Below are 25,310 nucleotides of genomic sequence, written 5' to 3'. Positions count from 1 at the left end.
TTTATTATAAAGATTGGTTCATTAGGAAGTGGGTCTGGTTTCCATGAGGTTCTGTACTTAAAATTGTCTTATCAAAACCATAAGCAAAATCAAATCCGATCAAACCAAATGCCCCCATGTAAACTCTTACACCAACACCAATCGATCTTTTCAACTGGAAAGGGTTGTACTTGCTCCAAGTGTTCCAAACATTACCACCTTCAGCAAAAGTCAATGCGTAAATTTTGGCGGTTTGACTCATTGATATCGGATATCTTAGTTCTAACGTAAATCTATTGTAAATAGTACCTCCACCTCGTGGGGTAATATCATCGTATTCTCCTCCGTAAGTAGAAGCATTTTCGTAACCTCTCAAAGGAATTAATTCTCTACCGTCAAATCTACCTCCAAAAAGTCCTGTACCACCTACATAGAATCTTTCAAATGGCGGAGCTCCCAATTGCTTGTTATACCCATCCATGAATCCCATTTCAGCAGAAGATCTTAAAACCAATTTACCGGCAACTTCGTTGTAAACGTCTGCTTTAAATTTGATTTTATAGAATTCCATCCACTTATATTTGTCTGTAGGAGACATTGTAGAGTAGTCTTTATTGCTAAACAATGAATATGGTGGAGTAAATTTACCTGACAATTCAATATTAGAACCCGTTGTTGGGAAAATAGGATCGATACCCGCAGAGTTTCTGCTTAATCCAATATTTAAACTTAAGTTATTGGCGTTACCGTACAATTCTGTAGTATCCCCAAACTCAAACGGATAGTTACTGAAGTTATATTTTTGGAACTGAATACCAGTGTATAATGAGAAATAATCATCCGGCCATTTCAACAACCTGTTCAGACCTACCGTTGCTGAGAAAATATTTAATCTCTGATCCGGACCGCTTACCTGACTATAATTTACTCTTGAGTTGTTTAAACTTACAGAAAGCGCAGTTGGCTTCGTACCAAATAACCATGGCTCTACAAAAGAAACACCATAGTTTTGGAAATACTGACCAGCTTGTGCTGTGATAGACAATGTTTGCCCGTCACCCTGAGGAACCGGTCTGAAGTCTTTGAATTTCAAGAAATTTTTAAGAGAGAAGTTGTTGAACGTCAATCCTAAAGTCCCGATAAAGCTGTTACCACCGTAACCTGCCTGCAACTGAACCTGAGAAGATCCTTTTTCAACCAATTTCCAATTAATATCTACCGTATTGTCCTGCTGATTAGGCTGAATATCCTGACCGATCTGTTGAGGATCGAAGAAAGACATCCCTGCTAAATCAAAATATGTTCTTTTAATTTCTGTTTTCTTGAACAATTCTCCCGGTTTTGTTCTTAAAGCTCTTAAAATAACGTGGTCATGGGTCGTTGTATTTCCTTCCCAAGTTACTCTGTTCCAAGTTGCCTGCTCTCCTTCATTGATTCTAATTTCCAGATTGATGTTATCTCCTGAAATAGATTTTTCTACCGGTGTAATGTTTGAGAAAAGGTAACCGTTATTCATGTACATCGATTTGATATCAGAATCGTCTTCCTTACCACCGTCTTCCCCAACTTTTTTGTTGAATCCTACCGCATCATAGATATCACCTTTTTTATATCCTAACTTTCTTTGAAGATATTCTGTAGCGTAAACTGTATTTCCGGTGAAAGTAATATCACCGATGTAGTATTTTTTACCTTCTTTCAGTTTTACGTTAATTTCGTAGTTATTTTTCTTATTTCTCCAAACAGAATCAGAAACAATTTGAGCATCTCTGTATCCTAAAGAGTTATAATAATTAACTAAACTCTGTTTGTCTTCCTGATATTTTTCTTCGATAAATTTTGAAGATTTTAAAATACCACCAATACCAAATCTTTTTTGTTTAGTTTCTTTGAATGCTTTCTTTCTTAGTTTAGCATCAGTAATACTTTCGTTACCTTCAAACTCGATATGGCTGATTTTTACTCTTCTGCCCTTATCTACATTAATCGTCCAGTCAACCAAATTAGGATCACCCGCATTTACCTTATCTTCGATGCTGATTTTAGCATCTGCAAAACCTTTTTTCACATAATCCTTAGGGATATTTGTTTTAAGGCTGGAGATAAGATTCTGGGTAATCTTTGTACCTGGCTTCAGGTTATTATCTTTGGCTAATTTTTCGTTTTTAGATTTACCAATCCCTTTCCCAGTGAATTTTACTTCACCAAGGTCTTTTAAATCCTGAAGATAAAACTTCAAAACGACAGTTTTTCCTTCAATACTCTCGATGTAAACTTCTACTTCAGAGAAAGATTGAGAGTCCCAAAGCTTCTTGATACCGTTGCTGATTTTCTGCCCCGGAATATCAACTTCTTCACCTTTGGTAAGACCTGTAAATCTTAAGATTTGTGCAGGTGTATATTTTTTTACCCCATCAACAACAATGTCTTTCAGAGTGTAAGTTCCTGTTTGATTTTCCGCAAGAACAGAGGTAGTGTTTACCTTTGTGCTGTCTTGTGGCGTCACCTGTCCATAAAAATGTGCAGAAGCAGCAAACATAATGATGGGTAATAGTCTAAACTTCATTTTATCGTAATCTTTCTTTTCTTAATTTACTGGATTTGTATTTGTTCGCCCGTAAGGCCATATCGTCTTTCCTTGTTTTGATAATCAACAATACATTGGAAGAAGATATCTTTTGTGAAATCCGGCCACAAAACATTTAGAAACTGCAATTCTGCGTAGGCAATCTGCCAAAGTAGAAAATTGCTTATCCTTATTTCGCCACTGGTTCTGATCAACAAATCTACAGGTGGAAAATCTTTGGTATAAAGATAGTTTTCAAATAATTTTTCATCAATATTTTCAATATCAACTTTCCCTTCTTTTACGTCGGAGCTGATGTTTTTAACGGCATTAAGGATTTCGTTTTGCGAGCCGTAGCTTATCGCCAAAACCAAATTGCCTTTCGTGTTTTCTTTAGTTAAATCAACAACCTTTAAAAGTTGTTCTTTCACCAAAGGTGGTAATTTTTCCAGATTCCCGATTACGTGCATACGCAGACCTTTACTGAAGATTTCATCGGCTTCCAAAAGCAAGGTTTCTGTAAGCAGAGACATCAGCGTATTTACTTCATCAGTAGGACGCTTCCAGTTTTCTGAGGAAAATGTATAGAGTGTAAGATAGGGTATGCTGATTTCATTACATGCATTAATAGCATTTCTTACTGCATCAATGGCATTTTTGTGACCATACGTTCTTTCTTCACCTCGAGATTTTGCCCATCTTCCATTACCATCCATAATGATGGCTACATGCTGCGGTAAACTCTCGGAATCTATTTTATCTTTAATCAACGACATAATTAATTAATCACAATAACATGGTGGTCTTCCGAAAGAATAGGTCAATCCTAAACTAAAGGTATTCATCCAATCTTTTGACTCGGGATCACCGACTGTTCTTTTATTTAAGAAAGCGGCTTCTCTCTCTTTTGAAACTGCAAAATAATCTCCTGTCTGCAAAAGCGATCCGCCAGTAGAAGGATTTATGATATCAGCATTATAATTTGAAATCAAATCTTTAGATAATATTTTGCTGTGATCTAACTGATCTGTCAAAGTATATCTGAATGTAGCTTCAGCAAATATTGCCCAGCCATGATTGAATTTATATTTTAAACCAACTCCAAAAGGGATATGAGCAACAGTTTTTCTTCCCATCGTATATTCTGTAGTTGTAACGAAATCTAGTTCATCAACCGGCGCTTGCGCTACCCCATCAGCATTTCTTCTGTAGTCATGATTTAATGTTGCTTTTGGAGCATCATACATCAAACCTCCAACACCAGCAAAAATATAAGGACTCAACATGCTTAACTGCTCATTATTTACCGGGAAGAAATTGTATTCGAATACAACGCTTGCTTCATACACATTGTTCTTACCAAATGAATTTCTATTTCTTCTATACTCTTCTTTAGCAGCTTTATCACTAAACTGCACTTGATTGTAACCTAAATCCACTCTCACAGTCTGGTGAGGGTTAAAATTGAATCTATATAACAAACCACCATAAAAAGGAACTCCCCAATCTGAAACCCTGTCAAAATCCAATGGTTGTTGCAGAATGTAATTGGTTTTTCCTATATCACCTACTAAATTACTCATCCCAAGACGAATTCCCAATTCATTTCTTTGTGCCTTTATACTTACCATTGTGCCTAAGAGGGTAAGGAAGCTAAACAATAATTTTTTATTCATAGAAGAATATGGATTTATGGTTATTTTAAAAATTAATTTTTGCAAATATAAAACATTTTTATATTAATGATAACCTTAATGTTTCGTTAAAAATAAACAAAAAACATAATTTGTTATAAAGTAAACGACAAACAAGCAAAATTATTCTTTTTTTAACAGATTCTGTTTTCTCAGATAACAACAAACCCCCATTTATTGAGGGCTTGATATTATTTATTTTTAGTAAAAATTGCTTTAACTATGTTTCGTATTTTTATAAGCATTGGCTCTTTGTAATTTTTGTCTTCATCAAAATAACCATAACCATAGCCATAGCCGTAACCGTAGCCATAACCGTAGCCGTACCCCTGTTTCACTACGTAATCATTATACACGAATCCTAGATGTTTGATCTCATCGTTGTGATATTTTTCTGTAATCATTTTCAGCATATACTTTTCTGTGTACTCATGACGCACTACGTATAAATTGGCATCCGAATGCTTCATCAAATCATAAGAGTCTGCAACCAAACCTACTGGCGGAGAGTCGATAATGATAAAATCATATCTGGTTTTAAGCTCCTCAATCAGCTGAAGGTTTCTGGCACTCATCAGAAGCTCAGATGGGTTTGGCGGAATAGGCCCCGATGTAGCAACATCCAAATTAGGAATTTTGGTTTTATTAATGATTTGCTCAATCGTCACCTCACCTGTAAGGTAATTTGAAATACCATTTTTATTATCTATATTAAAATCGCCGAAAATTTTAGGCTTTCTAAGATCCATTCCTAATAAGATTGTTTTTTTATCACTTAATCCTAATACAGAAGCTAAGTTGATAGAAACATAGGTTTTCCCTTCACCTCCTACAGAAGAAGTTATTAAAATCACCTTACTATTGCCGTCTTCATTTGAAAGAAATCTCATATTTGCTCTAATTCCCCTGAACGCCTCAGAAACAGATGATTTAGGTGAATCTAAGACGGTCAGCATGTTTTCATTGTTATTGTTTCCAATAACACCCAATAATGGAATTTTTGTTGCGCTTAGTAATTCTTTGATATTTCTGATTTTGCTGTCTAAGAGCCCACCTATCAGAATAAGTACAAACGGCACAGCTAATAAGCCTCCGATGATGGCCATCTGAGTGCCTTTCACATTCGGACCGATTGGGCCTTGTCCCAGATTCTTTGCCGGGTCAATGACCGTAATATCAGATTGATTGGTTGCCAATCTCATCTGGCTCTCGTTTTGTCTGCTCAACAAGCTATTATAAGTAGCTTCAATCATATTGTACCCCCTTTCAGCATCTAAATATTTTCTTTGCTTCTCAGGATAAGTTGATAGATCAGAATTTGCTTCACCAACTTGCTGATCAATCTTACTCAGTTGTTCGGTATATACATTATAAACATTTCTTAATGACCCTGAAGAATTCTGTTTTGCTTCGCTGATAAGCCTGTTCACTTCTTTAATGGGTTCAGAATTCGGAGTATAGATCGTAGATAATTCTCTTTTCTTAAGGTATAAAGCTTTCAACTCAGATACAGAGGCAGTAAACAAGCCGTCATCAAAACCTGCGGCTGAAGAGCTGATCATTTTATCAAAATTTTGAGTTTCTACAGAATTTCTGATATTACTCAAAGAAGACATTTTGCTAAGAATTTCAGCTTTTTTTGCTTCAAGCTCTTTGATTCTCGTCAGAGACTTTTCGTCACGATTCGAAATATCATATAGTTTTTCTGTAACTTTCAAGTAATTGAGAACAGCACCACTGGAATCTAACTTCTTTCGTATGCTGCCTAAACTTTCTTTAAGATAAAGTTCTGTATTTTTATCTACTTTTATTTTATCATTAAATCTTTTCTTCTGCAATTCTGTAACCGATTTATTTAAGAAATTAACGGTACTATTAAGATTAAAACCTGTTTTGGTGATAATCATAATTGTATTAATCTCTTTATCAAAATCAACCCCTACAGTACCAATAATCCCGTTTACAGCATCATTTACCGTAGTTAAATTAACAATAATATTTTCTAATTTGATTTTAGCAGCCACAGGATTGGACAATAATCTAAATCTTAAGTTTGGAGAAGTATACCACTCGTTGACCTTTATTGTCTTATTGGCAGGTCTTTCAAAAGCATTAATATTCTGAAACCCTTCAAAATCATATGAGTATAGATTAGTAGATTCACCTTCCTCCGGCAAAACTACTTCATAGGAATCATTCCCTTTTGGAATGAATGTAATAGGATAATTAACTTGCTGAAGGTGTTTTCTGTCAACCTCTAGGAACACTGGTGAATCATCTTTATCCAAATAAGTAGACTTAATAAGGCCTTTTGTCTGATAATTGACAAAGTAATTGAGCTCCTTCACCAAAAACTCGTTATGAGATCTTGACAAAAGCATCTTTTTAAGATAAATTCCATCCTGATTTCCATTTTGCCCCCAAATGAAATTGATTGATTGGCTGGGTGTGAAGTAACTCGCAGTATTGCTTGAGACACTTAGAGATAAGCTTGATGCATAAATACTTTGTGCATAATACTTCCCATAAAACCATGAAAAGCCATAGCCTAACAAAAGCATAAAAACAAACCAATACCAATTTTTCAGAAGTCGTCTTAAGAAATGTTCAACATCAAAAAGCGCAAATGATCCAAATTTTTCTTTCTGAGCTGCATTTTTATCTACAGTAGCATCTTTTCCTGGAATCATAATTAAAGGTTTTTAAGAAGTAGATAAATTGATAATGCGGTAGTAATCACAGAAACCCCACTTATAAGAGTCTGTATAGGATCTTTCCCGAAACCATTAAGTGCTCTTCTCTGTGTGGTAAGGAATATTTCGTCACCATTTTGCACATAATAATATGGAGAATTCATTACATCTTCTCTAGTAAGATCTATTTTCGCTTTTTTAATTCCCTCTGGATATTTTCTATGAATAACAATATTTTTTCTATCAATCGTTCTGTTTAATCCTCCATTAATGGCAATCGCTTCAGAAAGCGTCAAAGTATTTTTGTGTGCAACCCTTTCTCCTGTCATACCAGTTGTTTCAACATCACCTAAAATATAATAAGTAATACCATTGGTATCTAGCCTAACCTCAGATTTTCCTTCTTGAAAGTTTTCGTTGACTTTTTCCTGAATTTCTAACCTGATATCTTCAGTAGTTCTGCCTTCTGCTTTGATATAACCAATACCAAAAACATTGATGTCTCCTTTTGAATCAACTCTCAGACCATTAAAATAAATGATAGCATTACCTCCTGATCCTGAACCACCTGTTACGCTTATAGTACTTTGTCCCGTCGATGAGTTCAATGAAGAATAAAATTGTGCAGCATCACCTTTAGGGGTAGTTACAATATTAAGAATCAACATGTCATTTTTAGTAATTCTATACACAGGAATGTTGTAAGGAATCAGACCTTCTTCATTAATTACCAAACTTTCGCTTGGCTGCATATATTTCACATCTTTTGAAGTGATGCAAGATGATAAAAGGAACGGTAGAATTAAAAATAAAATATACTTAAAGATTTTCATCATAATTAAATGTAGTTTGCAAAAATAGAAATTTAATTATTATTTTTTAAATTATTGTTATTTCTCATCAAATAAAAGACATCTGGAAGATAAGCTCCCAAGAAACCCAATGCTAAAACTATAATAAGCAGAAGATTCACATTACTGTGTCTCATAAAATAAGCTACTGCAATAATAAAAAGATAATAAGTTATGATATAAAAGCTGGATCTTCTATGCGTTAAATCAAGCTTTAATAGTTTATGGTGAATATGATTTTTATCTGCCTCAAAAGGAGATTTTTTATTCCAAAGTCTGACTAAAATAACGTTGAGAGTATCAACAATAGGTAAAATCAAGATGGCAACAGCAATTACCGGAGCTGATTGTAAATAATATCTCGGGACATTCGGAAGTTTTTTATCAATAAAAATATCAATAAAACAAATACAAGTAAATGCCAGTAAAAATCCTAAAAGCATAGATCCGGTGTCTCCCATAAATATTTTGGTTGCTCTATAATTTGATAAATTATAGTACAGAAATGCGAGCACCGAGCCAATAACCACTACAGATAGCACAACCAGAGGATAATTATATTCCCCTAAACGATAATAGCTAATGCCAAAAAGCGCACAGCATATTACTGAGTAACCGCCTGCCAAACCGTCAATTCCATCAATTAAGTTAAAAGCATTAATCAATATAACAAAAGTAATAATGGTAACAATTATACTTATCAGGTAATTAATTTGATAAATTCCGCAGATCCCGAAAAGATTTCTGATTCTGATATCTGAACCTATGACGATAAATGCAGAAACAATAATTTGAGCCACTAACTTTTTGTATGCTCTCATCACCACAATATCATCCATCACGCCCACATAAAGCAGAACAATGAGCGAGGCAAAGAGAAATTTATATAAATCAAAAAGTTCGTAAGCAAAAACCGAAGTACAGATACCGATTGAATAAAACATCGCAATGCCACCAAGATTAGGGATTTTTCTAAGGTGCGAACTTCTAACGCCTGGTTCATCCATCAGATTTTTTCTTCTGGAAATTTTAATAATGGTGGGAATTGAGAAAAATGTGATTAAAAAAGAGAATAGAAAGCCCAGACCTATTTTTACATAAAAATAGAAATTCCAGAGCTATATAAGAACAATTCAAAATTCTTCATTTTTTTTCTGTTAAGTACCTTTCGGGCTTAGTTGACCGAAATGTCTTAGTGAAATATTTGCCAGTCATTTGTTATTCTGACAAATTTCTTATCACTTGTGTTTACATTAATTTTCTTATCAGTTTTTTTTGTCCAGCAAAAAAGAGCAGATAAAATATCTTTTTTTTCAGGGGCAAAGATAAAATATAATTCGTATCAAAACGATTGTAATTCAATATATCTTTAAAATTAATATTCCGTTCTTGTATGAAAACGTCTAATTGATGCGCCATTTCATAGAAAACACTTTCATCTTTCACAAATGCTAAATACGCCAAAAAGGTATAAATACCTTCCAAAATTTGGAAATTCTTCAGCTCTTTTAGTTTGGTAGAATACTGTGATTTTTGGAAAAAAACCTCCACATCTTTCACTGCATTTAAGATATCAAGACCTTTTTCTGTATGTGTTTTTGAAATAGAATCAGTTCGTTCCAAATATTGATAATGAAAATTCTGCGTTTGTGCCAAAGTTTTACACTCCAGCAATAACTGCGGAATCAACTGAATATCTTCATAATGAATTCCTTTTTTAAACCTTTTATCTTTAAAAAGATCTTTTTTAAACAGTTTATTACAAGCAAAATAGCTTAAATCTGAAAAGACAGAAAAATGACTTTCCAAATCAATTTTCTCGGGCATATTAGGAATTTGCGTAAGCTTTTGAGTTACATTTCCATGCTCATCAACTTTCTGGATGTTGCAGATGACCATTTCAGCCTGATGTTTTAATGCTAAATTCAGCATTTCTTCAAACATCGTTTCCGTAACGTAATCATCGCTGTCGACAAATCCTACATAATCTCCAGCTACATGGTCTAGCCCAAAATTTCTGGCATCACTTAAACCTCCGTTTTCTTTAGTAAAAGCTTTGATTTTTTCAGGGAATTTCTGAGCGTAATCTTGAATTATTCTCTCAGAAGAATCTTTACTTCCGTCATTTACTACCAGAATTTCCATATTCTGATACGTCTGATTCACCAAAGAATCAAGACATTTTGCCAAATAATTTTCGACATTATAAACCGGAACGATGATAGAAATTAAAGAGGGAACGTTTATCATCGTTTAGCTTTTTGTAAATCTTGCACTCAGCCAGCCTTTTTTGGCTTCATCAAAATCTTTTCTCGAACACGGAATACAGTTTTCTATATTTTCATCATCTCCGAAATACCAAAGATTGCTGAACGTATCACGCTTGAAAGCATATTGTCTGTCCTCAATCAAAACATAAAACATTTCGTACTGTCTTTCTTTCGGATGCGACTGCTGAATATTGATTCCTTCGATCAGATACCAAATCATTTGTGCCAAAAGCTGATGATTGAGCTGATTTTCAGTGTAAATATTATAATTAAATATTCCTACAGACTTTAGATTTTCACTCAGTCCGATTTCTTTCATGTAAGCACAGATTTCTCTTCGGTTCAAACCATTCACCTGCGGATTCATCGAAAAAGCATCACTGAAACTTTCAATCGCGTCACAATTTACCGTCACCAAATCTGCTTTTCTGAAAAAAGGTTCCGTTTTCTCAGTAGAATTCATCATTTCAGCCAAACGAACAATGTCAAATTCAACCTCTTTGATGAGTTTTACCGAATCTGATTCGTTCAGATGCTTTTGATAACCAAGATGATGATAATTTTTGATAGAGAAATTTTTTGAGCCTAAAATTTTGCTTAAAAAAGTATGTTCGTCAATACTTTCACCTTGTTTCAATGAAATAATATTGCTGATCTGCGTATAGTTGATGTTTTGCTGATGAAAATTTAATCCTGAAAATAACGAAAAAGCAAAGTCATTAGAACCCCCAATAATCACCGGAATGGCTCTTTTAGAATGACAAGCCGACAAAACTTCCTGCAAAATATAATGCGAGTCTTCCACCGATTTCCCTGAAACCAAATCTCCCAGATCAACCACCGGAATTTCAAAATCAAGCTGTGAAAGTTTGTAAAACTCTCTTCTGATTGCCGTAAAATCCTGCACTTCTGCATCGCCATTTGCACCACGGTAATCGGAAACAAAGAGCAAAACAATACTATCTTCTTTTATTTCTTTGGTAATCTTACTGCCAATCTGCCAGTTTTCTGTCCTGAAATTTCTTGGTGAAATTATAAAATCTTCAAAATCCATTATATAATTACTCTTAATTACTTTACTTCAATATATTTGGGTTCAACTTTCCAAATTCTATATTCTATATCCATATTTTTTGGAATATAGAAAGTATACGGTAATACTGACCTATATTCTTCTATCTTTGGATAGTTATATACTTTTTTATCAATCTTCTTATTAGAACAATTACCATTTTTAAAAGTTATTATTTCTATATTGGGATTGCTTAGTTCATAGTAAGCATATCTTGCTGGTGGAACTAAGAATTTCGTTTCAAGTTTTGCATTTAAGCTAGCATTCTCACAATCATCTAATTTCATATTTGAAACTAGAAATATTTCTATTTTAAAATCTTTATTATCAATTTTTGAAGGCAATTTAAGCTCTACTTTTTTATATCCATCTTTTGCTTCAGGATATTCAACTTTTTGAGAAAAACAAAAAGAAACAAATAATAATAATAAAAATAAGGTGTAGTATTCTTTCATCAAATATATTTCAGCAAACATACAAAAAAACCCTATAAACTTAGACTTGTTGTAATATTCATTATAGCAAAAAACCGTCAATTAATAGTTGACGGCTTGTACAAGTATTTTAGAATTACTGTTTTTAACCCCTCAAAATCTCAAACACAAAAGTCGTAGAAGTCTCAAACTTTCCACCCTGCGTTGCCCCAAATAAAAATTGAGGTCTTTTTCCGTCTTTACTCATCAAAATCATAGGACGCTCAAGTCTTCCAAATCTTTTTAAATGTTTCGGTGGAGCTGCTTCCTGTATATAATGTTGCATATTGAGATAGGCAATTTCAGGTTTTGTCCATTTGATGCCATCTTTTGTGGTTAAATGCAAACCGTATTCATGATTAAAAAATCCCATATCCCGGGCAACCATGTGAAATTTTCCGTTTTGTTTCCAGATAAAAGCGTCTTCTAACTGAGCATTGTTGGGCAAAGAAGAAAAATCAATCACCGGATTTTGAGATTTTTTTTATAAGGTCCCATTGGAGAATCTGCTTTTGCCAATCCGTATTTTCGGTTTCCTCGGACTGCTCCTTTTTGGGTTTCATATTCTTCGGTGTTCCAGGATTTGTAAAACAGCCAGTATTTTCCGTCGTTTCCTTTTACAAAAGCAGGATTTGTGGTACAATGATCGTCCCACGCACCTTTTTCTCCGGGAAGAAGCAATGGTTTTTCAGGTCTTGTCCAATCTCCATCCAAACTTTTTGAAGTTGCCAATCCTATCCTTTTAGTATTCGTCTTTCCATTGGAAGTTCCCATGAAGAACAGATAATATTGATCTTCCACTTTTTTGATCAAAGGATTGTGGCAGGTTGTTGCATCCCAAAACTCGCCGCCTCTTGGAGCAAGTACAATCTGCTTGTGCTGAAATTCTTCAAATGGTGAGTTGGCTTCTGCACGACAGATCTCAGAACCGTTGAGCCAGCCGCCCATTCCTTTTTCTTTTTTCCAGCGGGAGTAGAAAAGATGCACTTTCCCATCTTCACCCCAAATTGGAGATGAACACCAGATATAATAGCCATCCAGTTCTAATGATCTTCCGATGGGTTTTAAATTAAAATAAGGTTTGTCTGAAAAATCAAATGCGCGAGTAAATGATGAACTGAAGAATACTGCTGCAATTCCCAATGCTGAAGTTTGCAAAAAATCTCTGCGGGTGTATTTTGACTGGCTCATTGTATTTGATTTTCAGCTAATGTAGAAGAAAGCTATACAAATAGTGTCCTGCGGTTTAGGGTTTACGTTTTTAAATAATATTGTTTATAATGTTTTTAAAATTATTCAATTTTTAAATCTAAGCTATTCGGTCTAAACGGATGGAAATTGAGGTAAGAAGATTGGCTAGTAAAATTTTTGGAGTGGGAAAATCGTTATATTTGACTGATTAATAATAGAAAAAAATCGCTAACACCACCGCAAGACTTCATTACTAATAGAGACCGACTAAACTGAAAATGAAAACTATAAATAAACCGACTGTTTTTAAAAAGATCGTAAACAGAAAACAATTTTGCAAAAATCTTCTTTTGGTATTATTTCTTTTGGTTACTGTTACTCCTTTGATGGCAATTCCGCCAGGCTTTACAACCAAGAATATAAAATTTATAAGTGAAGGAGACTCGCTTGCAGGAACTATTTATAAGCCTGATCATATTTCTGCAGCTGTTGTACTTATTCACGGATCCGGACAAGAAAAAAGGATGACAAAGTTTGCAACACTGCTGGCTAAAAATGGAATTGCTGTTTTAACTTACGACAAACGTGGTGTCGGAGAATCTGGCGGGATCTATGCCGGACCCGAAGTAGGAACCAATAATGTAGACGCTGCCAATCTTAATCTTCTGTCTATGGATGCGAGCATTGCAGTAGATGTATTATCTAAATATTTATCAAACAAGCAAATATCAATAGGTTTAATTGGGGCAAGCCAAGCCGGATGGATTATTCCGTTGACTGCAGAGAAGAATAAGAAAGTCAAATTTATGGCGATTTTCAGTGGTGCACTGATAACGGTGAAAGAGCAACTTAGGTTTCAGTTTTACACCAACGGAAATTCAAAATTCTGGGATACGCACACAGAAGAAGATGCAAGAAAACATACCATGACTGACCCTGATAAATACGAATTTACAGATACTGATCCGCAAGATGTTCTTTCCAAATTATCAATTCCGGGACTATGGATTTTTGGAGGAAAAGACATTCAGGTACCCGTGAATTTATCCATTGAACATCTGAATACATTAAAAGCAAAAGGTAAACGCTATGAGTATAGATTATTTCCCAAATTAGGGCATAACACTGCGTTCTCAGACGATGAAAAGCCGATGAAAAATGTTATTGAGTGGATGAAGAACGTAAAACCAAAATAGACACGAGATGCTAGATTTTTACATTATAGGAGATGCTCAAGCAAAACCAAGTTATCCCGAGCAATTAGGACTTGAGTTTATCGGTGAACTTGATTGTAAAACATTTGACAATTTGCAGAATAAAGGAATAATTGACAGGCGATTTGACTTTTACTCAGATTTTAGATTAGAGAGTTTGTTAATTAAACAAATCAGACAAACAATTTTAGAAAAGCAATTACAGTCTGATATTGACGTTAAAAAGTTAATTCAATTATTTGATATTGCTGACAAAAAACAAAGTGGATTAGTTGCCTACGGAGACTAAGGAACCAACACAAAACTCTATTTTGCGGATTTGCAATCCGTGACTTCAGTTATAGTAAAAAAAATAAACAGCACGGTTGCAAATCCGCGCTATCGGAAATTTCCTTCCTAACGTGGATGCGAGCGTCTCGCTCGTCATCGAAAATCATTTAATATTTTTCATATATTCGTTAAGCATATTTATGTATGTTGTAATGAGCTCTGAGCTTATCTGATACGGATAATCTTCATACTTTGAATTTCCCTCATTAAAAGTATATCCCATTTTGTAATCATGTTCACACTCTTTGAATAATTTCAAAGCTTCTTCAAAATCGCTAATATTTGCAAGACATTTGGCTTTATAAAATTTTGCATCTGAAAAAGATTGATATTCTGATAATGATTTATCAAAATAATTTATGGCTATTTCATAATTCTCTAATTCATATTCTATAACACCTAAATAAAATATCTCGTAAAAATTGACAGTATTATTAAATTCTCTTTTTTGATTATCTATTGATTTTTGAATATAGCTTTTTGCAAGTTCAAAATTATTTAGTTGCAAATAACATAAACCTAACCAAAAATTATATGAATGATCCATTACATAAAAATCTTTTCCTTGTATCTTCTGAAGTTTCTCAAAATCACCTATTGATTCTTTGTAGCTTCTTTGAAATATGCACTTAATAAAAGCTCTATATTCCAGATAGTGGTTGGTATTATCCAAATTCACTGCTTTATCTAAATAGATCATCCCTAATTCATATTTCTTTTGTTTAAAAAACGGCATTGCCTTTTGTTCCCATAAATAAGGATCATTTGGTAAAATTGCAAGTGCTTTATCTATATTAATTTGCCACTGTTTTGAGAACATAGGATATTGCCAAGCGCCATTTTTTAAGTACTGCTCAATAATAGAATCTCGATTTATAGGTTGTTGCTTTTTCAAATCGTGATTCTGAGCAAAAAAACAATTACAAAATAGAAAAAGCAGTATCACAGAGCAAAAACCAATATATTTCATTGCTAATTTTTTTAAAAAAATTGTATTTATTGAATTGATATTCTTGATTGGAAAAATCAAATATATGCAAATAGATTTTTAACATCACTCAGGTACGAGCGTCCCGCTCGTACCTGACCAAACCCTTACCGCAGACAAGAACCAAAAAGCACAGACCAAAAATCTGTGCTTTTCTATTTTATTAAAAACTAATTATTTCTTAGCGGCTGGCTTCTTAGCAGGAGCTTTCTTCGCTGTAGTCGCTTTTTTAGCAGCTGGCTTTTTAGCTGCAGGTTTCTTTTTCTCGGCAAAAGCTTTAGGATCCTGTGCGGTAATCCATTTTTTAACCTCATCAAGAGAAACTTCTTTCAACTCGTCAGATTCATACTTGGTATCATCTTTTTTCTTTGGAATTTTGAACATTGCTTTTCCAAATTTGATGAATGGTCCCCATCTTCCGTTTTCAAGAGAAATTTTCTCTTTTTCCCACTGCTGGATGTATCTGTTGGCTTCTTTCTCAAGTTTAGCTTCCACCAATTCGTTGATGTCGCTTTGAGAAAGATTATCAAAATCATATCTTTTAGGAACGTTGATAAAGATGCTCTGATATTTAATGAAAGGTCCGAATCTACCCGTTCCTTTAGTAATTGGTTCACCTTTGAAGTTGGCGATCGGTGCGTCAGCTAATTTCTTCTCGGCAATAATTTCCTCTGCACGCTTTTGATCTACAGAAAGTGGATCTTCACCTTTCGGGATGCTAATGTACGTTTCGCCCCATTTCACATAAGGCCCGAATCTTCCAACACCGATTGTCACTGATTGGTCTTCGAAATTATTGAGTTCAAAAGGTAATTTAAACAATTCTAAAGCATCCTCTAAAGCGATGGTTGCAATATTTTGTCCGGCCATTAATGATGCGAAAATTGGCTTTTCTTCATCGTCCTGTTCACCAATCTGAATCATCGGCCCGAACCTTCCGATCCTTGCATAGATATTCTTCCCTGATTTTGGATCAACTCCTAAAAGACGTTCTCCATTGGCACGGTCTGCATTTTCTTCTACATCTTCAATTCTCGGATGGAATTTTGAGTAGAAATCGGTCATCATTTCTTTCCATTTCTGCGCTCCGTTGGCAATTTCGTCAAAGCTTTCTTCCACTCTTGCTGTAAAACCGTAATCAAGGATTTCAGCGAAATTGTTGGTTAAGAAATCATTCACCACTTCACCAATATCGGTAGGAATAAATTTATTTTTATCGCCCCCGAATTTATCTTCAAGAACTTCTTTTTTGATTTTATCTTTAGCTAAAGAGATTTTCACCACTTCACGAGTTTGCGGTTCAAGCTCTCTTTTGTCTACATATTCACGATTCTGAATCGTCTGAATGGTTGGAGCGTACGTTGACGGACGGCCAATTCCCAATTCTTCCAGCTTTTTAACCAACATGGCTTCGGTAAATCTTGCAGCAGGTCTTGTAAATTTTTCTGTAGCAGTGATTTTTTTATAGTCTAAAACTTCACCTACTGTAACTTTCGGCAATAATTTTTCGTTGCTTTCTTCGTCTTCGTCTTCAGTTTTTACGATTCCGTAAGCTTTTAGGAAACCGTCGAATATAATGACTTCACCCTGCGCTTCAAAATGTTGTGAAAGTTTTGCATTTCCTATTTCGATGACGGTTTTCTCAATTTTAGCATTTGCCATTTGAGAAGCTAACGTTCTTCTGTAAATTAACTGATATAATTTACTCAACTGAACATCACCAATCGATTTCACAGAAAAATCTGTCGGACGGATTGCCTCGTGAGCTTCCTGCGCTGAAGCAGATTTGGTGGTATATTTTCTAGGTGCAGAATATTCTGCCCCATATTCTGAAGTAATTTGATTTTTAGCACCTTCAATAGCTTCCTGAGAAAGATTTACAGAGTCAGTTCTCATATAAGTAATGAAACCTTCTTCGTATAATCTCTGAGCCAAACGCATCGTGTTGGTTACATTATAACCTAATCTTGACGAAGCTTCCTGCTGAAGCGTAGACGTTGTAAACGGTGCAGAAGCAGAACGTGTTCCCGGTTTGGTTTCCACATTCAGAACTTTGAATTCTGTGGTTCTTGCTAATTCTAAGAATTTCTCTGCGTCTTCTTCTTTATCGAAATCTTTTTTAAGCTTTGCAGCGATTTCCTGCTCTGCTTTATTTAAGAAAACTCCGTCAAGCTTGAAACTTGCCTTAGGAGTAAACTGACGAATTTCTTTTTCTCTTTCAACCACCAATCTTACGGCTACCGACTGCACTCTTCCTGCAGACAATCCCGGTTTTACTTTTTTCCAAAGTACAGGAGACATTTCGAAACCTACAATTCTGTCTAAAACTCTTCTTGCCTGTTGAGCATTTACTAGGTTCTGATCAATATCTCTCGGATTTTCTATTGCTTTAAGAATAGCATTTTTGGTGATCTCGTGAAAGACGATTCTTTTTCTGTTTTCAGGTTTCAGTTTTAATTCATCTGCCAAATGCCAGGCGATTGCTTCACCCTCGCGGTCCTCATCGGAAGCGAGCCAAACCATTTCGGCTTTCTTTACGGCAGACTTTAATTCTGTTACCAGTTTCTTTTTATCGGCGGAAACTTCGTAATCCGGACTGAAGGTGGCAAGGTCAATTCCCATTCCTTTTTTTGGAAGGTCACGGATGTGCCCGAAGCTCGATTTGACCTCGAAATCCTTCCCTAAATATTTCTGAATAGTTTTTGCTTTTGCCGGAGACTCGACGATTACTAAATTTTTCGACATCCTCTAAATTTTTGCAAAAGTAAAGCTTTTTTATTATATCATTTTTCCGTCAGACCATTTTATGCAATAATTCTATCGGTGCAATGAAGATTCTATAGAAAAAACCTTCAAAAGTAAAGCCTCTTCCCGACATTTCCACACGATAGGTCAACGATAAAATAATAATGAATAAGGTAACGTAGAATTTCAGATTAAATTTTAAAACTTCAGAACTTGTAGAATCCGTGCTATCCTTCAACTGCATGGCAAAAAGCACAATCATAAACATCATGTGAATATACATCCACCTTCCCCAATCGATGGCCAAGTAAAACAGCGGTAATGAGAAGAGAAATGCACCTATTAATAAAATAGATGTTGCCTTTCGATGAGTTTGATATTTTAAATAAAACCCAATGTGGAAAAGTGATATCAGAAAGCTAATGACATACAGTCGGTATTCTTTAATATGTTCAATGATGTATTGTCTTTCATTGATATCCCAAAAGAAAATACCTTTCGTTAAAATTACCCCACGTTCCTGAAGGATTTGTAAAGATTGTCCTTCATTGATATTTTCCCCTAACAAAGCGATGAAGATTGCCGGAACAAAAACCACGAAGATGTATTTTAAATATCTTTTTAATTCGACTTTTTCAGTCTTTAAATACAACGCAATCAAGAAATAGGGAATGAAAAACAAGGTGATTTCATGGAAAAACATGGCAATGAAAAGTCCAAGGCAAACCCAATATTCTTTTGATTTTGTGAGTGAATTTTTATTTAAATGATAAACGAAATACGCAAATAAAAAGAACACAATAAATTCTTTTTTGCCTACATAATCAACGCAGTTAAAAAGCCCTATAAAGCCGATGGAAGATAATAAAAGTGAGAGATACAGAAATGTCGCTTCTTTGTACTGTATCAATTTAAAATAAAAATAAAAAAAACCTGAAATGATCAGTACCTGAAAAAAGTAGACTAATAAATTCAATTTTAAACCTGAAATGTCCTGCAGAAGAAAAAAGAAACTTCCGGAAAGCCCTCTTCTTTTGAAACCACCATCCTGATAATTAATGAGCCAGTCGCCTAGGATATATCCATCTGATTTTGCATTATGAAGATAGGTAAAAACAAGCGCAAACAAGGCTGTTGCGGCAATCAGAATATAAATAAAGACCTTAATATTTAAAAAAGATAAAATTTTCTCGCGTATCATCATAAGTTTCACGGGACTATTTCAAACAAAAAAAGAGAAGCAAAACAGCTCTTAAAATATTATATAAATCCGTTGATTTTGTGAAATCAAAAATAGGGATTTACAAATAGCTAAGCACTATTTTGTTTCTCTTTACTATAGATTTAAAGAAAAATTCTTTCGGGGTTTTATTTTTTCACAATCTTCACTACAGTTTCAGAATTATTGATTCTCACTAAATAAACTCCCTGCACAAGCGAAGAAACATCGGTCTTGGTATCTTCAAACTTACCAGATTTCACCATCTGACCCGAAGCATTATAAATTTGATAGTGATAATCTTTATTATCCGTAGCTTTTATATACAATACATCTTTCACAGGATTCGGAAACAATGTGATTTTGTTTTCTTTGGTAATCTCAGCAATTTCATTTTTAGTGAAAACATTAGAAGCTTTTACCGAAGCTCCTGCAGTAACCGGAATTGCAGGAATAGGTCCGGATTCGTTTCCGTTTTGATCATACTTAACTTTTACACAACGGCAATTCATTCCGAAATACGGATCGTTATTGTCATGAAAGGCAATCAAACGGTTTGCGGATGAAGCAGCATCAAAAAGTATATTGATTGGTCTTCCGATGTAATTTGAATTCAAAGCAGCCGTCCATACTCCCGGATATTGGAAATTATTTACCGTAAATGTTCCTGATGCAGTCTGATTAGCCGTCACACTTCTGAAACCACGCGATCCTGAATTAGGATAATTCCCCACAGAATAACTTGCATCATTAAACATATAACCAATTGTAGTTGTGGTAGTATTTCTCACTCTTACCCCTGCATAATCATTAATTACACTGTATGGCGTTGCTACTTTTTTATCTATTTTATACCAAGGTGAAATTCCATAATCGCGATTTGCAAGGATTGCTACAGCTGTAAGATCAGGAATCCTCCAGCCTTCCGGACAAGGATCAAAAGGAGATTTTTCGCCACCTCTTCCCCATCGGTCTGCGGCGACATTTGGTTCATTTAAAAGCCAATCTGTTCCGTTTGTATAATTTGGAACTGCACTGTTGTAAGGAGCAAAAGCACTCGGAATCATATACACCAAAGGATTTTTAACTGAATAGGACAGCACTTTTGCTATTTTGTCTGAAGTTTTATCAGTCGCTAAAACATTCGCATTTGAAGTATTTGTATAGGTGTCGTAAGGAACAATATAATTACCTGGAAGACTATTGTAAGTACCTAAAGTAAGCGTCGTGTAAGCAACACCGCCATTCGCATTTACATTTCCTAAAAATACATTGTAAGAAGCTCTTGTATCTGCATGTTGAAATGATGGAATAGGATCTTTTCTTCCCCACTGATACTGCAAACCTGTAGAAGCTCTTATTTTTGCATATTCCGCCGCAGTTGGCGTTAACGGATTAGCCACAATCGGGAATGCATCTGTTGCGCCAAGGTTTCTATCCATAAATTCTGTTTTTAAAACATCTCCTTTGGGAACATAATTCACATAATTAGTTGCTACTGCATTAGGTGTTTCTGTGGTGTAATTGTAAGAACCAATTGCCGTATCTGTAACCCAAATATGCCAAGACCAGTAAATAGGATTCGTGATGTTTCCATTATGCAAAGTAACCACAGCATTTCCGCTCTGATTGGGATTTAAAGTCACTAAAATTTTAGAATTAGCAAGACCTAAAGTTGAGCTTGGTGAAGGATTACTAATCGTAACCGCATTAATTAAACCTGTATTGGTTGTCCATAAAACATTTGCTTTTAAATTATTAAAACTTGCAGGATTAAGAATCGCAGGGTTATTTAACAATTGACTCTGAGCAGAAAATGCCTTAGAAACTGGAATTTCAATTGTTGACAAAGCAGTGTTTTTTACAACCTGATACGTATTCGGATTATTTAAACCTTCTGTATATTCTACATTGGCATTCAAATATTGTGTAGGGAAATCATATCCATTCACCACATACAAAGGATCTTTCACACATCTACAGCCATTGGCATCGGATGTTTTACTGCTTGATGTGGGAATGTAAAAATATCTACCTTTCACGCTGGGGTTAGCAGGATCCGGAATATCATTCTGATATTTATCGGGAAGCATAAATAGTGCTCTTGCTCCTACCGCCGGAGTCGTGTCAAAAAATCTTGTCATCGTTGCTGTCCATAACGAAACATGATGCTGATCGGTGTACTGACCTGCCTGAGAGTTAATGGCTAATTGCCCTGTCCCAGGAAAAATTCCCATGTTATTTCCGTCGATGTTGGATAAATCGAAACCGACATTAGAATATAATTTGAATCCAGTCATAAATGAAGGCGTATTGGCATCGTTTGGCTTTACAATATGATAACCATTAGCTTCAAAAGCATTTTTACCTAAATTGGTTCTCACCCCAAAAGGCGAATAATCTATCCTGATATCATCTACGGAAGCATCTGATGCTAAATTAGCAACAAGCATTGAAGGAATTCTCCAGCCATTCGGGCATGGATCAAATGGAGATTTATCTCTATAAGGCGCGGCACTATTATCATTGTTATAGTCTGTTGCTAAAATACCTTTTGAATTGTCTGACCATAAATTAAGTTCTGGTAATCTGCTGTCATTAACGCCCGCAGCTCTACCAAACCAATTGACCATCAAATTTGCATTATTGTTGTAATAAGCAGGTCCCGAATTGTCATCTTTATTGACATAAATTAAGCTTAAAGGATTTTTAACAGAAAGCTGAAGATTATTGCTTAAAGTAGCATTAGAAAACAATACAAATTTTCTGAGAGCATCAAAATTTATCGCATTTGTGAAATTTTTTGCACCTCTGTGTCTTACCCTTCCGATAGTACCCGAAACCTCATAAAAATCTTCTCCTTTCATTACCAAAGGCGGAATAGGATCTTTCCTCCCCCATTGGTAAAGAAGTCCTCCGCTGCGATTCCAATCACCGCTGGTATTGCTGTTGGTCATGGCTCCTAAATTCCTGTCCATCCATTTCCATTCGGCATCGGGAATATCTTCTATTATTCCGTTTTTTCTTTCTCTTTTTACACCAGCAAAACTTTTGTAAGTAGAGCCGTTGGTAGGATCATCTGTGACCCAGATATGCCAAGACCAGAAAATCTCGCCATTTACTCTAAAAGCCACAACAGCATTTCCTTTTTTTGCTTTGTTGATCATGACTTTTATTTTCCCGTTTTCACCAGAGTCTACAATTTCTAAATTATAGTTTGTTCCCGATTTTACAAGACCATGAACGTCTTCCCAGAGTACTTCAGCACTAATTTTACCTTTTATAGCTCCTGCACTTGCCAAATATTTGTAGCTACGCCACATTTCATAGGCTTTTTTGACAGGAATATACAATCCTTCACCGTTTTGAGCGGGGTCAAAAATATAACTATTAGGAGCTTTCGTCCAGTCCGGAGCTACCGCAACACGCGATTGACTAAGCAACTCGTCATTTACATTCCCTGAGATTTTATCTAAAGTATCCTTTTCAATAAAGCTATACGGTTTAGATGTACCAAAATCTCTGTCTTTTTCTAAACTATTTTTAGAATAACCATTTAAAGAAGCTAAGCAAAATATTGCTATTAGGTTCTTACTTACTTTACCTTTCATACTTAAAGAATTGCGCTTGCCAAACCATTTTTAAATCTTAAACCAAAATAAACGATAATCGATTTGTTTTAAATATAAGTAATATATATAACATTTATATTATCAAATAATCAAAATTAAATTGATTTTAACGAAAACTTCATTTAATGATTTTGAACAAAAATACAATAATCTGCGAATAAACGAACATGCGCAGAGTCAATTTTTCTTAATATTAAAAAAGCTTAAATTTTGTAGTAAAAGATGTGAAGAAATGTAAAAAAAATTTACGGCAATAAGTAGTTGTGGTAGCGGTCGATGGTAAAGTTACCGTTCACAATATTTCTGAAACTTGCAAAGACAATAAAGTTAAACACAAACAAAGCAATAATGAATGTATGAATTATTTTTTTCTGTCCCAAAGAAACCACGTACATGGCATTAGGTATAATGATATAAGAAAATCCGATAAATGCACCCGCCAATCTCGAAGAAAAAACAGGGTTGTTTCTGAAAATAAAGTAAAAACAAATTCCGATTACTGCATAATTCCTATGATACTCGTAGTAAGGATACTTCTCCTTCATTGGAGTATCAAAAAAGAACAGGAAAAACGTCAGAATCGCCATCAATCCTTCGGGAATACCAATTCCTCCATTCAAACGCTCAGATGTCTCATCAACATATCCGTTAAAACCTTCTACAAGCATATTATCGCTGGCGATGCCACTGATGAAATCTCCAAAAATCCTATACACTTCAAACGGAGACGCAAAAATGGAGGCGATAATAAAAATTAACATCCAAAATTTATTCAGAGGAATACGTGCCACCCAATACATCGGTAAAAACACATAACAAACATTATGGATACCCGCACCCAGATAAATACATAGCAAGTACATGAAAAGCCTTTCCTGTTTGATATATCTTATTCCGTAATACACAATAAAAGACCCCAAACATTGTCTGATCTGCCCACTTTCCCCAATAAAAAATCCGGGAATAAACATGAACAGAATAAAGGTAAAGGGATAAAAGGTGTTATCATCAATATACTCTATTTTGAGAATGATAGTAATCATCGCAATCACCAACGTCAACATATAAAACGGAGCATTGAAGACATTGAGCAAGACCTTATTAATCAAAACAAATAACCACTCGAGCTCTACCGGCTGCGGACCATCGAGATAGAGGGCTTTTAGAATAATACTTACATAATCTTTTGTATCAGAATAATTGTAAATCCCGATATAACTTCCATAATCTGGGCCTACCTGATTACGCAAACCTGCAAGAACAATTAAATACCCTCCTAAAAACCACAGCCATTTTTTTTCAACTTTCTGCCCGTAAACCTCCTGGAAACTGAAAATAACCAAGAAGATAAGAGCTATGATATAATATGGATGCAGTAAACTCATTGTTGCGGTATGGATATTTTAAACTGATGAAAAGCCACAATAATTCCCGAAAGAATAAGCGGCAAAAAAAGTCTGGTTTCCCAAAAAAGCCCGACAAAAGTAATCATTCCCAAATAGGGTAATGAAAAAATAAGATATTTCTTTAAAATTAATTTTCCGTAATCATCACAAAGCCTGAACGTAAAGTAAAAACCAAGCAATCCAAAAAACAATCCTGCAAGATTAAAAGGGCTGGTGAAATTTTTAACGAAATAAACCCCTTCAAAAAACGATGTATTTTGGGGAATCATCAATTTCAGTCCGATGTATGGGAAAACAAAAGACAAAACCAAAAAGGCAGTTTCTCTTATATATTTAAAATTTCCAGCTTTAAGTTTTTCGAAATCAATAAAAATTGCAGCGAAAAAAGCAATATTCAAACAAGAGGTTTCTCTCACAAAAGTTGAAATAAAAATTGTAAGACACAAAAAAATAAAATCTGAAGTCTTCTTCTCATGGTAATATTTTAAGCTAAACAAAACTCCTAGAAGATAAAAGAAAATTGCAATACAATCGCAGTTGGTGGGCACATACTGAACAATGACAATAAAGAAAACTGCCAAAAGATGAACCAGCCATTTTATATTTGAATTGAAAAGAGTACTGACGGGCTTATATTTTAAAATTAAATTTAAAATATAAGATGAAAGCACAAAAAAGAAACTGTTGATTAGAAAAATACTGTGATAAAAAACAGTTCCGTTCTTCAGAAGCATTGATTTTGCAGATGGTAGAAAAAGATTGATAAAAGAATTGAGCAAATCTGTTACGTGTACCATCAGAAAATTAGGAATCACACGATAGGCATACACCGATGTAAACATAAAATCCGGAGCCTTCTCCATAGATTTGAGCTTTACATACGACGATTCAAAGCCATAATAAGACATGAAAAACAGCAGAAATGGGAAAATTACTACAAATAGAAATCCGTTTAATTTTTCATCAAAAATTTTCAACATACAAGAT

General features: G+C 34.7%; 19 protein-coding genes. 2 read left to right on the top strand and 17 right to left on the bottom strand.

Going from position 1 to position 25,310, the window contains the following annotated elements; genetic code table 11:
* Positions 1–4 precede the first annotated feature (4 nt).
* The 11 genes from EAG08_RS13070 to EAG08_RS13025 all read right to left on the bottom strand — a co-directional run bounded on the left by EAG08_RS13070 (position 5) and on the right by EAG08_RS13025 (position 12,789).
* Entirely contained in the window at positions 5–2,545 is a 2,541-nt protein-coding gene (locus EAG08_RS13070; RefSeq protein WP_129535829.1) for an outer membrane protein assembly factor, read from the bottom strand.
* Between the two features lie 26 nt (positions 2,546–2,571).
* On the bottom strand, positions 2,572–3,321 hold the full coding sequence (gene uppS / locus EAG08_RS13065) for a polyprenyl diphosphate synthase (protein ID WP_129535828.1): 750 nt from the start codon (positions 3,319–3,321) through the stop codon (positions 2,572–2,574).
* A 6-nt stretch (positions 3,322–3,327) separates the two neighbouring features.
* Positions 3,328–4,221: a DUF6089 family protein gene (locus tag EAG08_RS13060; protein WP_129535827.1), complete on the bottom strand. Its 894-nt coding sequence runs from the start codon at positions 4,219–4,221 to the stop codon at positions 3,328–3,330.
* Positions 4,222–4,430: 209 nt separating this feature from the next.
* On the bottom strand, positions 4,431–6,929 hold the full coding sequence (locus EAG08_RS13055) for an exopolysaccharide transport family protein (RefSeq protein WP_129535826.1): 2,499 nt from the start codon (positions 6,927–6,929) through the stop codon (positions 4,431–4,433).
* A 2-nt stretch (positions 6,930–6,931) separates the two neighbouring features.
* The gene (locus EAG08_RS13050) at positions 6,932–7,768 is read right to left on the bottom strand and encodes a polysaccharide biosynthesis/export family protein (protein WP_129535825.1); all 837 of its coding nucleotides are present in this window, start codon (positions 7,766–7,768) and stop codon (positions 6,932–6,934) included.
* 29 nt (positions 7,769–7,797) lie between these two features.
* Positions 7,798–8,790, bottom strand: coding sequence for an MraY family glycosyltransferase (locus tag EAG08_RS13045; protein ID WP_228446564.1), 993 nt, complete (start codon positions 8,788–8,790; stop codon positions 7,798–7,800).
* A gap of 241 nt (positions 8,791–9,031) precedes the next feature.
* The gene (locus tag EAG08_RS13040; protein ID WP_129535823.1) at positions 9,032–10,033 is read right to left on the bottom strand and encodes a glycosyltransferase family 2 protein; all 1,002 of its coding nucleotides are present in this window, start codon (positions 10,031–10,033) and stop codon (positions 9,032–9,034) included.
* A gap of 3 nt (positions 10,034–10,036) precedes the next feature.
* Entirely contained in the window at positions 10,037–11,107 is a 1,071-nt protein-coding gene (locus EAG08_RS13035; protein WP_129535822.1) for a formimidoylglutamase, read from the bottom strand.
* A 17-nt stretch (positions 11,108–11,124) separates the two neighbouring features.
* Complete coding sequence (locus EAG08_RS13030; protein WP_164998573.1) at positions 11,125–11,580, bottom strand: ecotin family protein; 456 nt, start codon at positions 11,578–11,580, stop codon at positions 11,125–11,127.
* A 124-nt stretch (positions 11,581–11,704) separates the two neighbouring features.
* Entirely contained in the window at positions 11,705–12,064 is a 360-nt protein-coding gene (locus EAG08_RS22170) for a hypothetical protein (RefSeq protein ID WP_228446563.1), read from the bottom strand.
* Positions 12,061–12,789 (bottom strand): glycoside hydrolase family protein, encoded by a 729-nt coding sequence (locus tag EAG08_RS13025; RefSeq protein ID WP_228446562.1) that lies wholly within the window; start codon positions 12,787–12,789, stop codon positions 12,061–12,063. The genes EAG08_RS22170 and EAG08_RS13025 overlap by 4 nt, the downstream gene beginning before the upstream one ends.
* Before the next feature lie 278 nt (positions 12,790–13,067).
* On the opposite strand from EAG08_RS13025, the gene EAG08_RS13020 reads away from it, so the two are divergent.
* Positions 13,068–13,985: an alpha/beta hydrolase family protein gene (locus tag EAG08_RS13020; protein ID WP_228446561.1), complete on the top strand. Its 918-nt coding sequence runs from the start codon at positions 13,068–13,070 to the stop codon at positions 13,983–13,985.
* Positions 13,986–13,992: 7 nt separating this feature from the next.
* Positions 13,993–14,292, top strand: a complete 300-nt coding sequence (locus EAG08_RS13015; protein ID WP_129535820.1) for a hypothetical protein — start codon at positions 13,993–13,995, stop codon at positions 14,290–14,292.
* A 144-nt stretch (positions 14,293–14,436) separates the two neighbouring features.
* Here EAG08_RS13015 and EAG08_RS13010 read toward each other — a convergent pair whose 3' ends face one another.
* The 6 genes from EAG08_RS13010 to EAG08_RS12985 form a co-directional block, all read right to left on the bottom strand.
* On the bottom strand, positions 14,437–15,303 hold the full coding sequence (locus EAG08_RS13010; protein WP_129535819.1) for a tetratricopeptide repeat protein: 867 nt from the start codon (positions 15,301–15,303) through the stop codon (positions 14,437–14,439).
* Positions 15,304–15,495: 192 nt separating this feature from the next.
* Complete coding sequence (gene topA / locus EAG08_RS13005; protein WP_129535818.1) at positions 15,496–18,066, bottom strand: type I DNA topoisomerase; 2,571 nt, start codon at positions 18,064–18,066, stop codon at positions 15,496–15,498.
* 49 nt (positions 18,067–18,115) lie between these two features.
* The gene (locus tag EAG08_RS13000; RefSeq protein WP_129535817.1) at positions 18,116–19,270 is read right to left on the bottom strand and encodes a hypothetical protein; all 1,155 of its coding nucleotides are present in this window, start codon (positions 19,268–19,270) and stop codon (positions 18,116–18,118) included.
* 164 nt (positions 19,271–19,434) lie between these two features.
* Positions 19,435–22,896, bottom strand: coding sequence for a T9SS type A sorting domain-containing protein (locus EAG08_RS12995; protein ID WP_129535816.1), 3,462 nt, complete (start codon positions 22,894–22,896; stop codon positions 19,435–19,437).
* A gap of 266 nt (positions 22,897–23,162) precedes the next feature.
* Positions 23,163–24,302, bottom strand: a complete 1,140-nt coding sequence (locus tag EAG08_RS12990) for an EpsG family protein (RefSeq protein WP_129535815.1) — start codon at positions 24,300–24,302, stop codon at positions 23,163–23,165.
* Complete coding sequence (locus EAG08_RS12985) at positions 24,299–25,303, bottom strand: hypothetical protein (protein ID WP_129535814.1); 1,005 nt, start codon at positions 25,301–25,303, stop codon at positions 24,299–24,301. The genes EAG08_RS12990 and EAG08_RS12985 overlap by 4 nt, the downstream gene beginning before the upstream one ends.
* Between the last annotated feature and the right edge of the window lie 7 nt (positions 25,304–25,310).

Origin of the sequence: Chryseobacterium sp. 3008163 (genome assembly GCF_003669035.1) — a bacterium.
GTDB lineage: Bacteria > Bacteroidota > Bacteroidia > Flavobacteriales > Weeksellaceae > Chryseobacterium.
The sequence above is the reverse complement of the archived record's forward strand: the minus strand, read 5'-3'. Positions and strand labels throughout refer to the sequence as shown.

What these genes read in the sequence shown, in the direction of transcription:
- EAG08_RS13070 (WP_129535829.1), bottom strand. Translation starts at nt 2,545, where the DNA reads ATGAAGTTTAGACTATTACCCATCATTATGTTTGCTGCTTCTGCACAT.
- uppS (WP_129535828.1), bottom strand. Translation starts at nt 3,321, where the DNA reads ATGTCGTTGATTAAAGATAAAATAGATTCCGAGAGTTTACCGCAGCAT.
- EAG08_RS13060 (WP_129535827.1), bottom strand. Translation starts at nt 4,221, where the DNA reads ATGAATAAAAAATTATTGTTTAGCTTCCTTACCCTCTTAGGCACAATG.
- EAG08_RS13055 (WP_129535826.1), bottom strand. Translation starts at nt 6,929, where the DNA reads ATGATTCCAGGAAAAGATGCTACTGTAGATAAAAATGCAGCTCAGAAA.
- EAG08_RS13050 (WP_129535825.1), bottom strand. Translation starts at nt 7,768, where the DNA reads ATGATGAAAATCTTTAAGTATATTTTATTTTTAATTCTACCGTTCCTT.
- EAG08_RS13045 (WP_228446564.1), bottom strand. Translation starts at nt 8,790, where the DNA reads ATGGATGAACCAGGCGTTAGAAGTTCGCACCTTAGAAAAATCCCTAAT.
- EAG08_RS13040 (WP_129535823.1), bottom strand. Translation starts at nt 10,033, where the DNA reads ATGATAAACGTTCCCTCTTTAATTTCTATCATCGTTCCGGTTTATAAT.
- EAG08_RS13035 (WP_129535822.1), bottom strand. Translation starts at nt 11,107, where the DNA reads ATGGATTTTGAAGATTTTATAATTTCACCAAGAAATTTCAGGACAGAA.
- EAG08_RS13030 (WP_164998573.1), bottom strand. Translation starts at nt 11,580, where the DNA reads ATGAAAGAATACTACACCTTATTTTTATTATTATTATTTGTTTCTTTT.
- EAG08_RS13025 (WP_228446562.1), bottom strand. Translation starts at nt 12,789, where the DNA reads ATGAGCCAGTCAAAATACACCCGCAGAGATTTTTTGCAAACTTCAGCA.
- EAG08_RS13020 (WP_228446561.1), top strand. Translation starts at nt 13,068, where the DNA reads ATGAAAACTATAAATAAACCGACTGTTTTTAAAAAGATCGTAAACAGA.
- EAG08_RS13015 (WP_129535820.1), top strand. Translation starts at nt 13,993, where the DNA reads ATGCTAGATTTTTACATTATAGGAGATGCTCAAGCAAAACCAAGTTAT.
- EAG08_RS13010 (WP_129535819.1), bottom strand. Translation starts at nt 15,303, where the DNA reads ATGAAATATATTGGTTTTTGCTCTGTGATACTGCTTTTTCTATTTTGT.
- topA (WP_129535818.1), bottom strand. Translation starts at nt 18,066, where the DNA reads ATGTCGAAAAATTTAGTAATCGTCGAGTCTCCGGCAAAAGCAAAAACT.
- EAG08_RS13000 (WP_129535817.1), bottom strand. Translation starts at nt 19,270, where the DNA reads ATGATGATACGCGAGAAAATTTTATCTTTTTTAAATATTAAGGTCTTT.
- EAG08_RS12995 (WP_129535816.1), bottom strand. Translation starts at nt 22,896, where the DNA reads ATGAAAGGTAAAGTAAGTAAGAACCTAATAGCAATATTTTGCTTAGCT.
- EAG08_RS12990 (WP_129535815.1), bottom strand. Translation starts at nt 24,302, where the DNA reads ATGAGTTTACTGCATCCATATTATATCATAGCTCTTATCTTCTTGGTT.
- EAG08_RS12985 (WP_129535814.1), bottom strand. Translation starts at nt 25,303, where the DNA reads ATGTTGAAAATTTTTGATGAAAAATTAAACGGATTTCTATTTGTAGTA.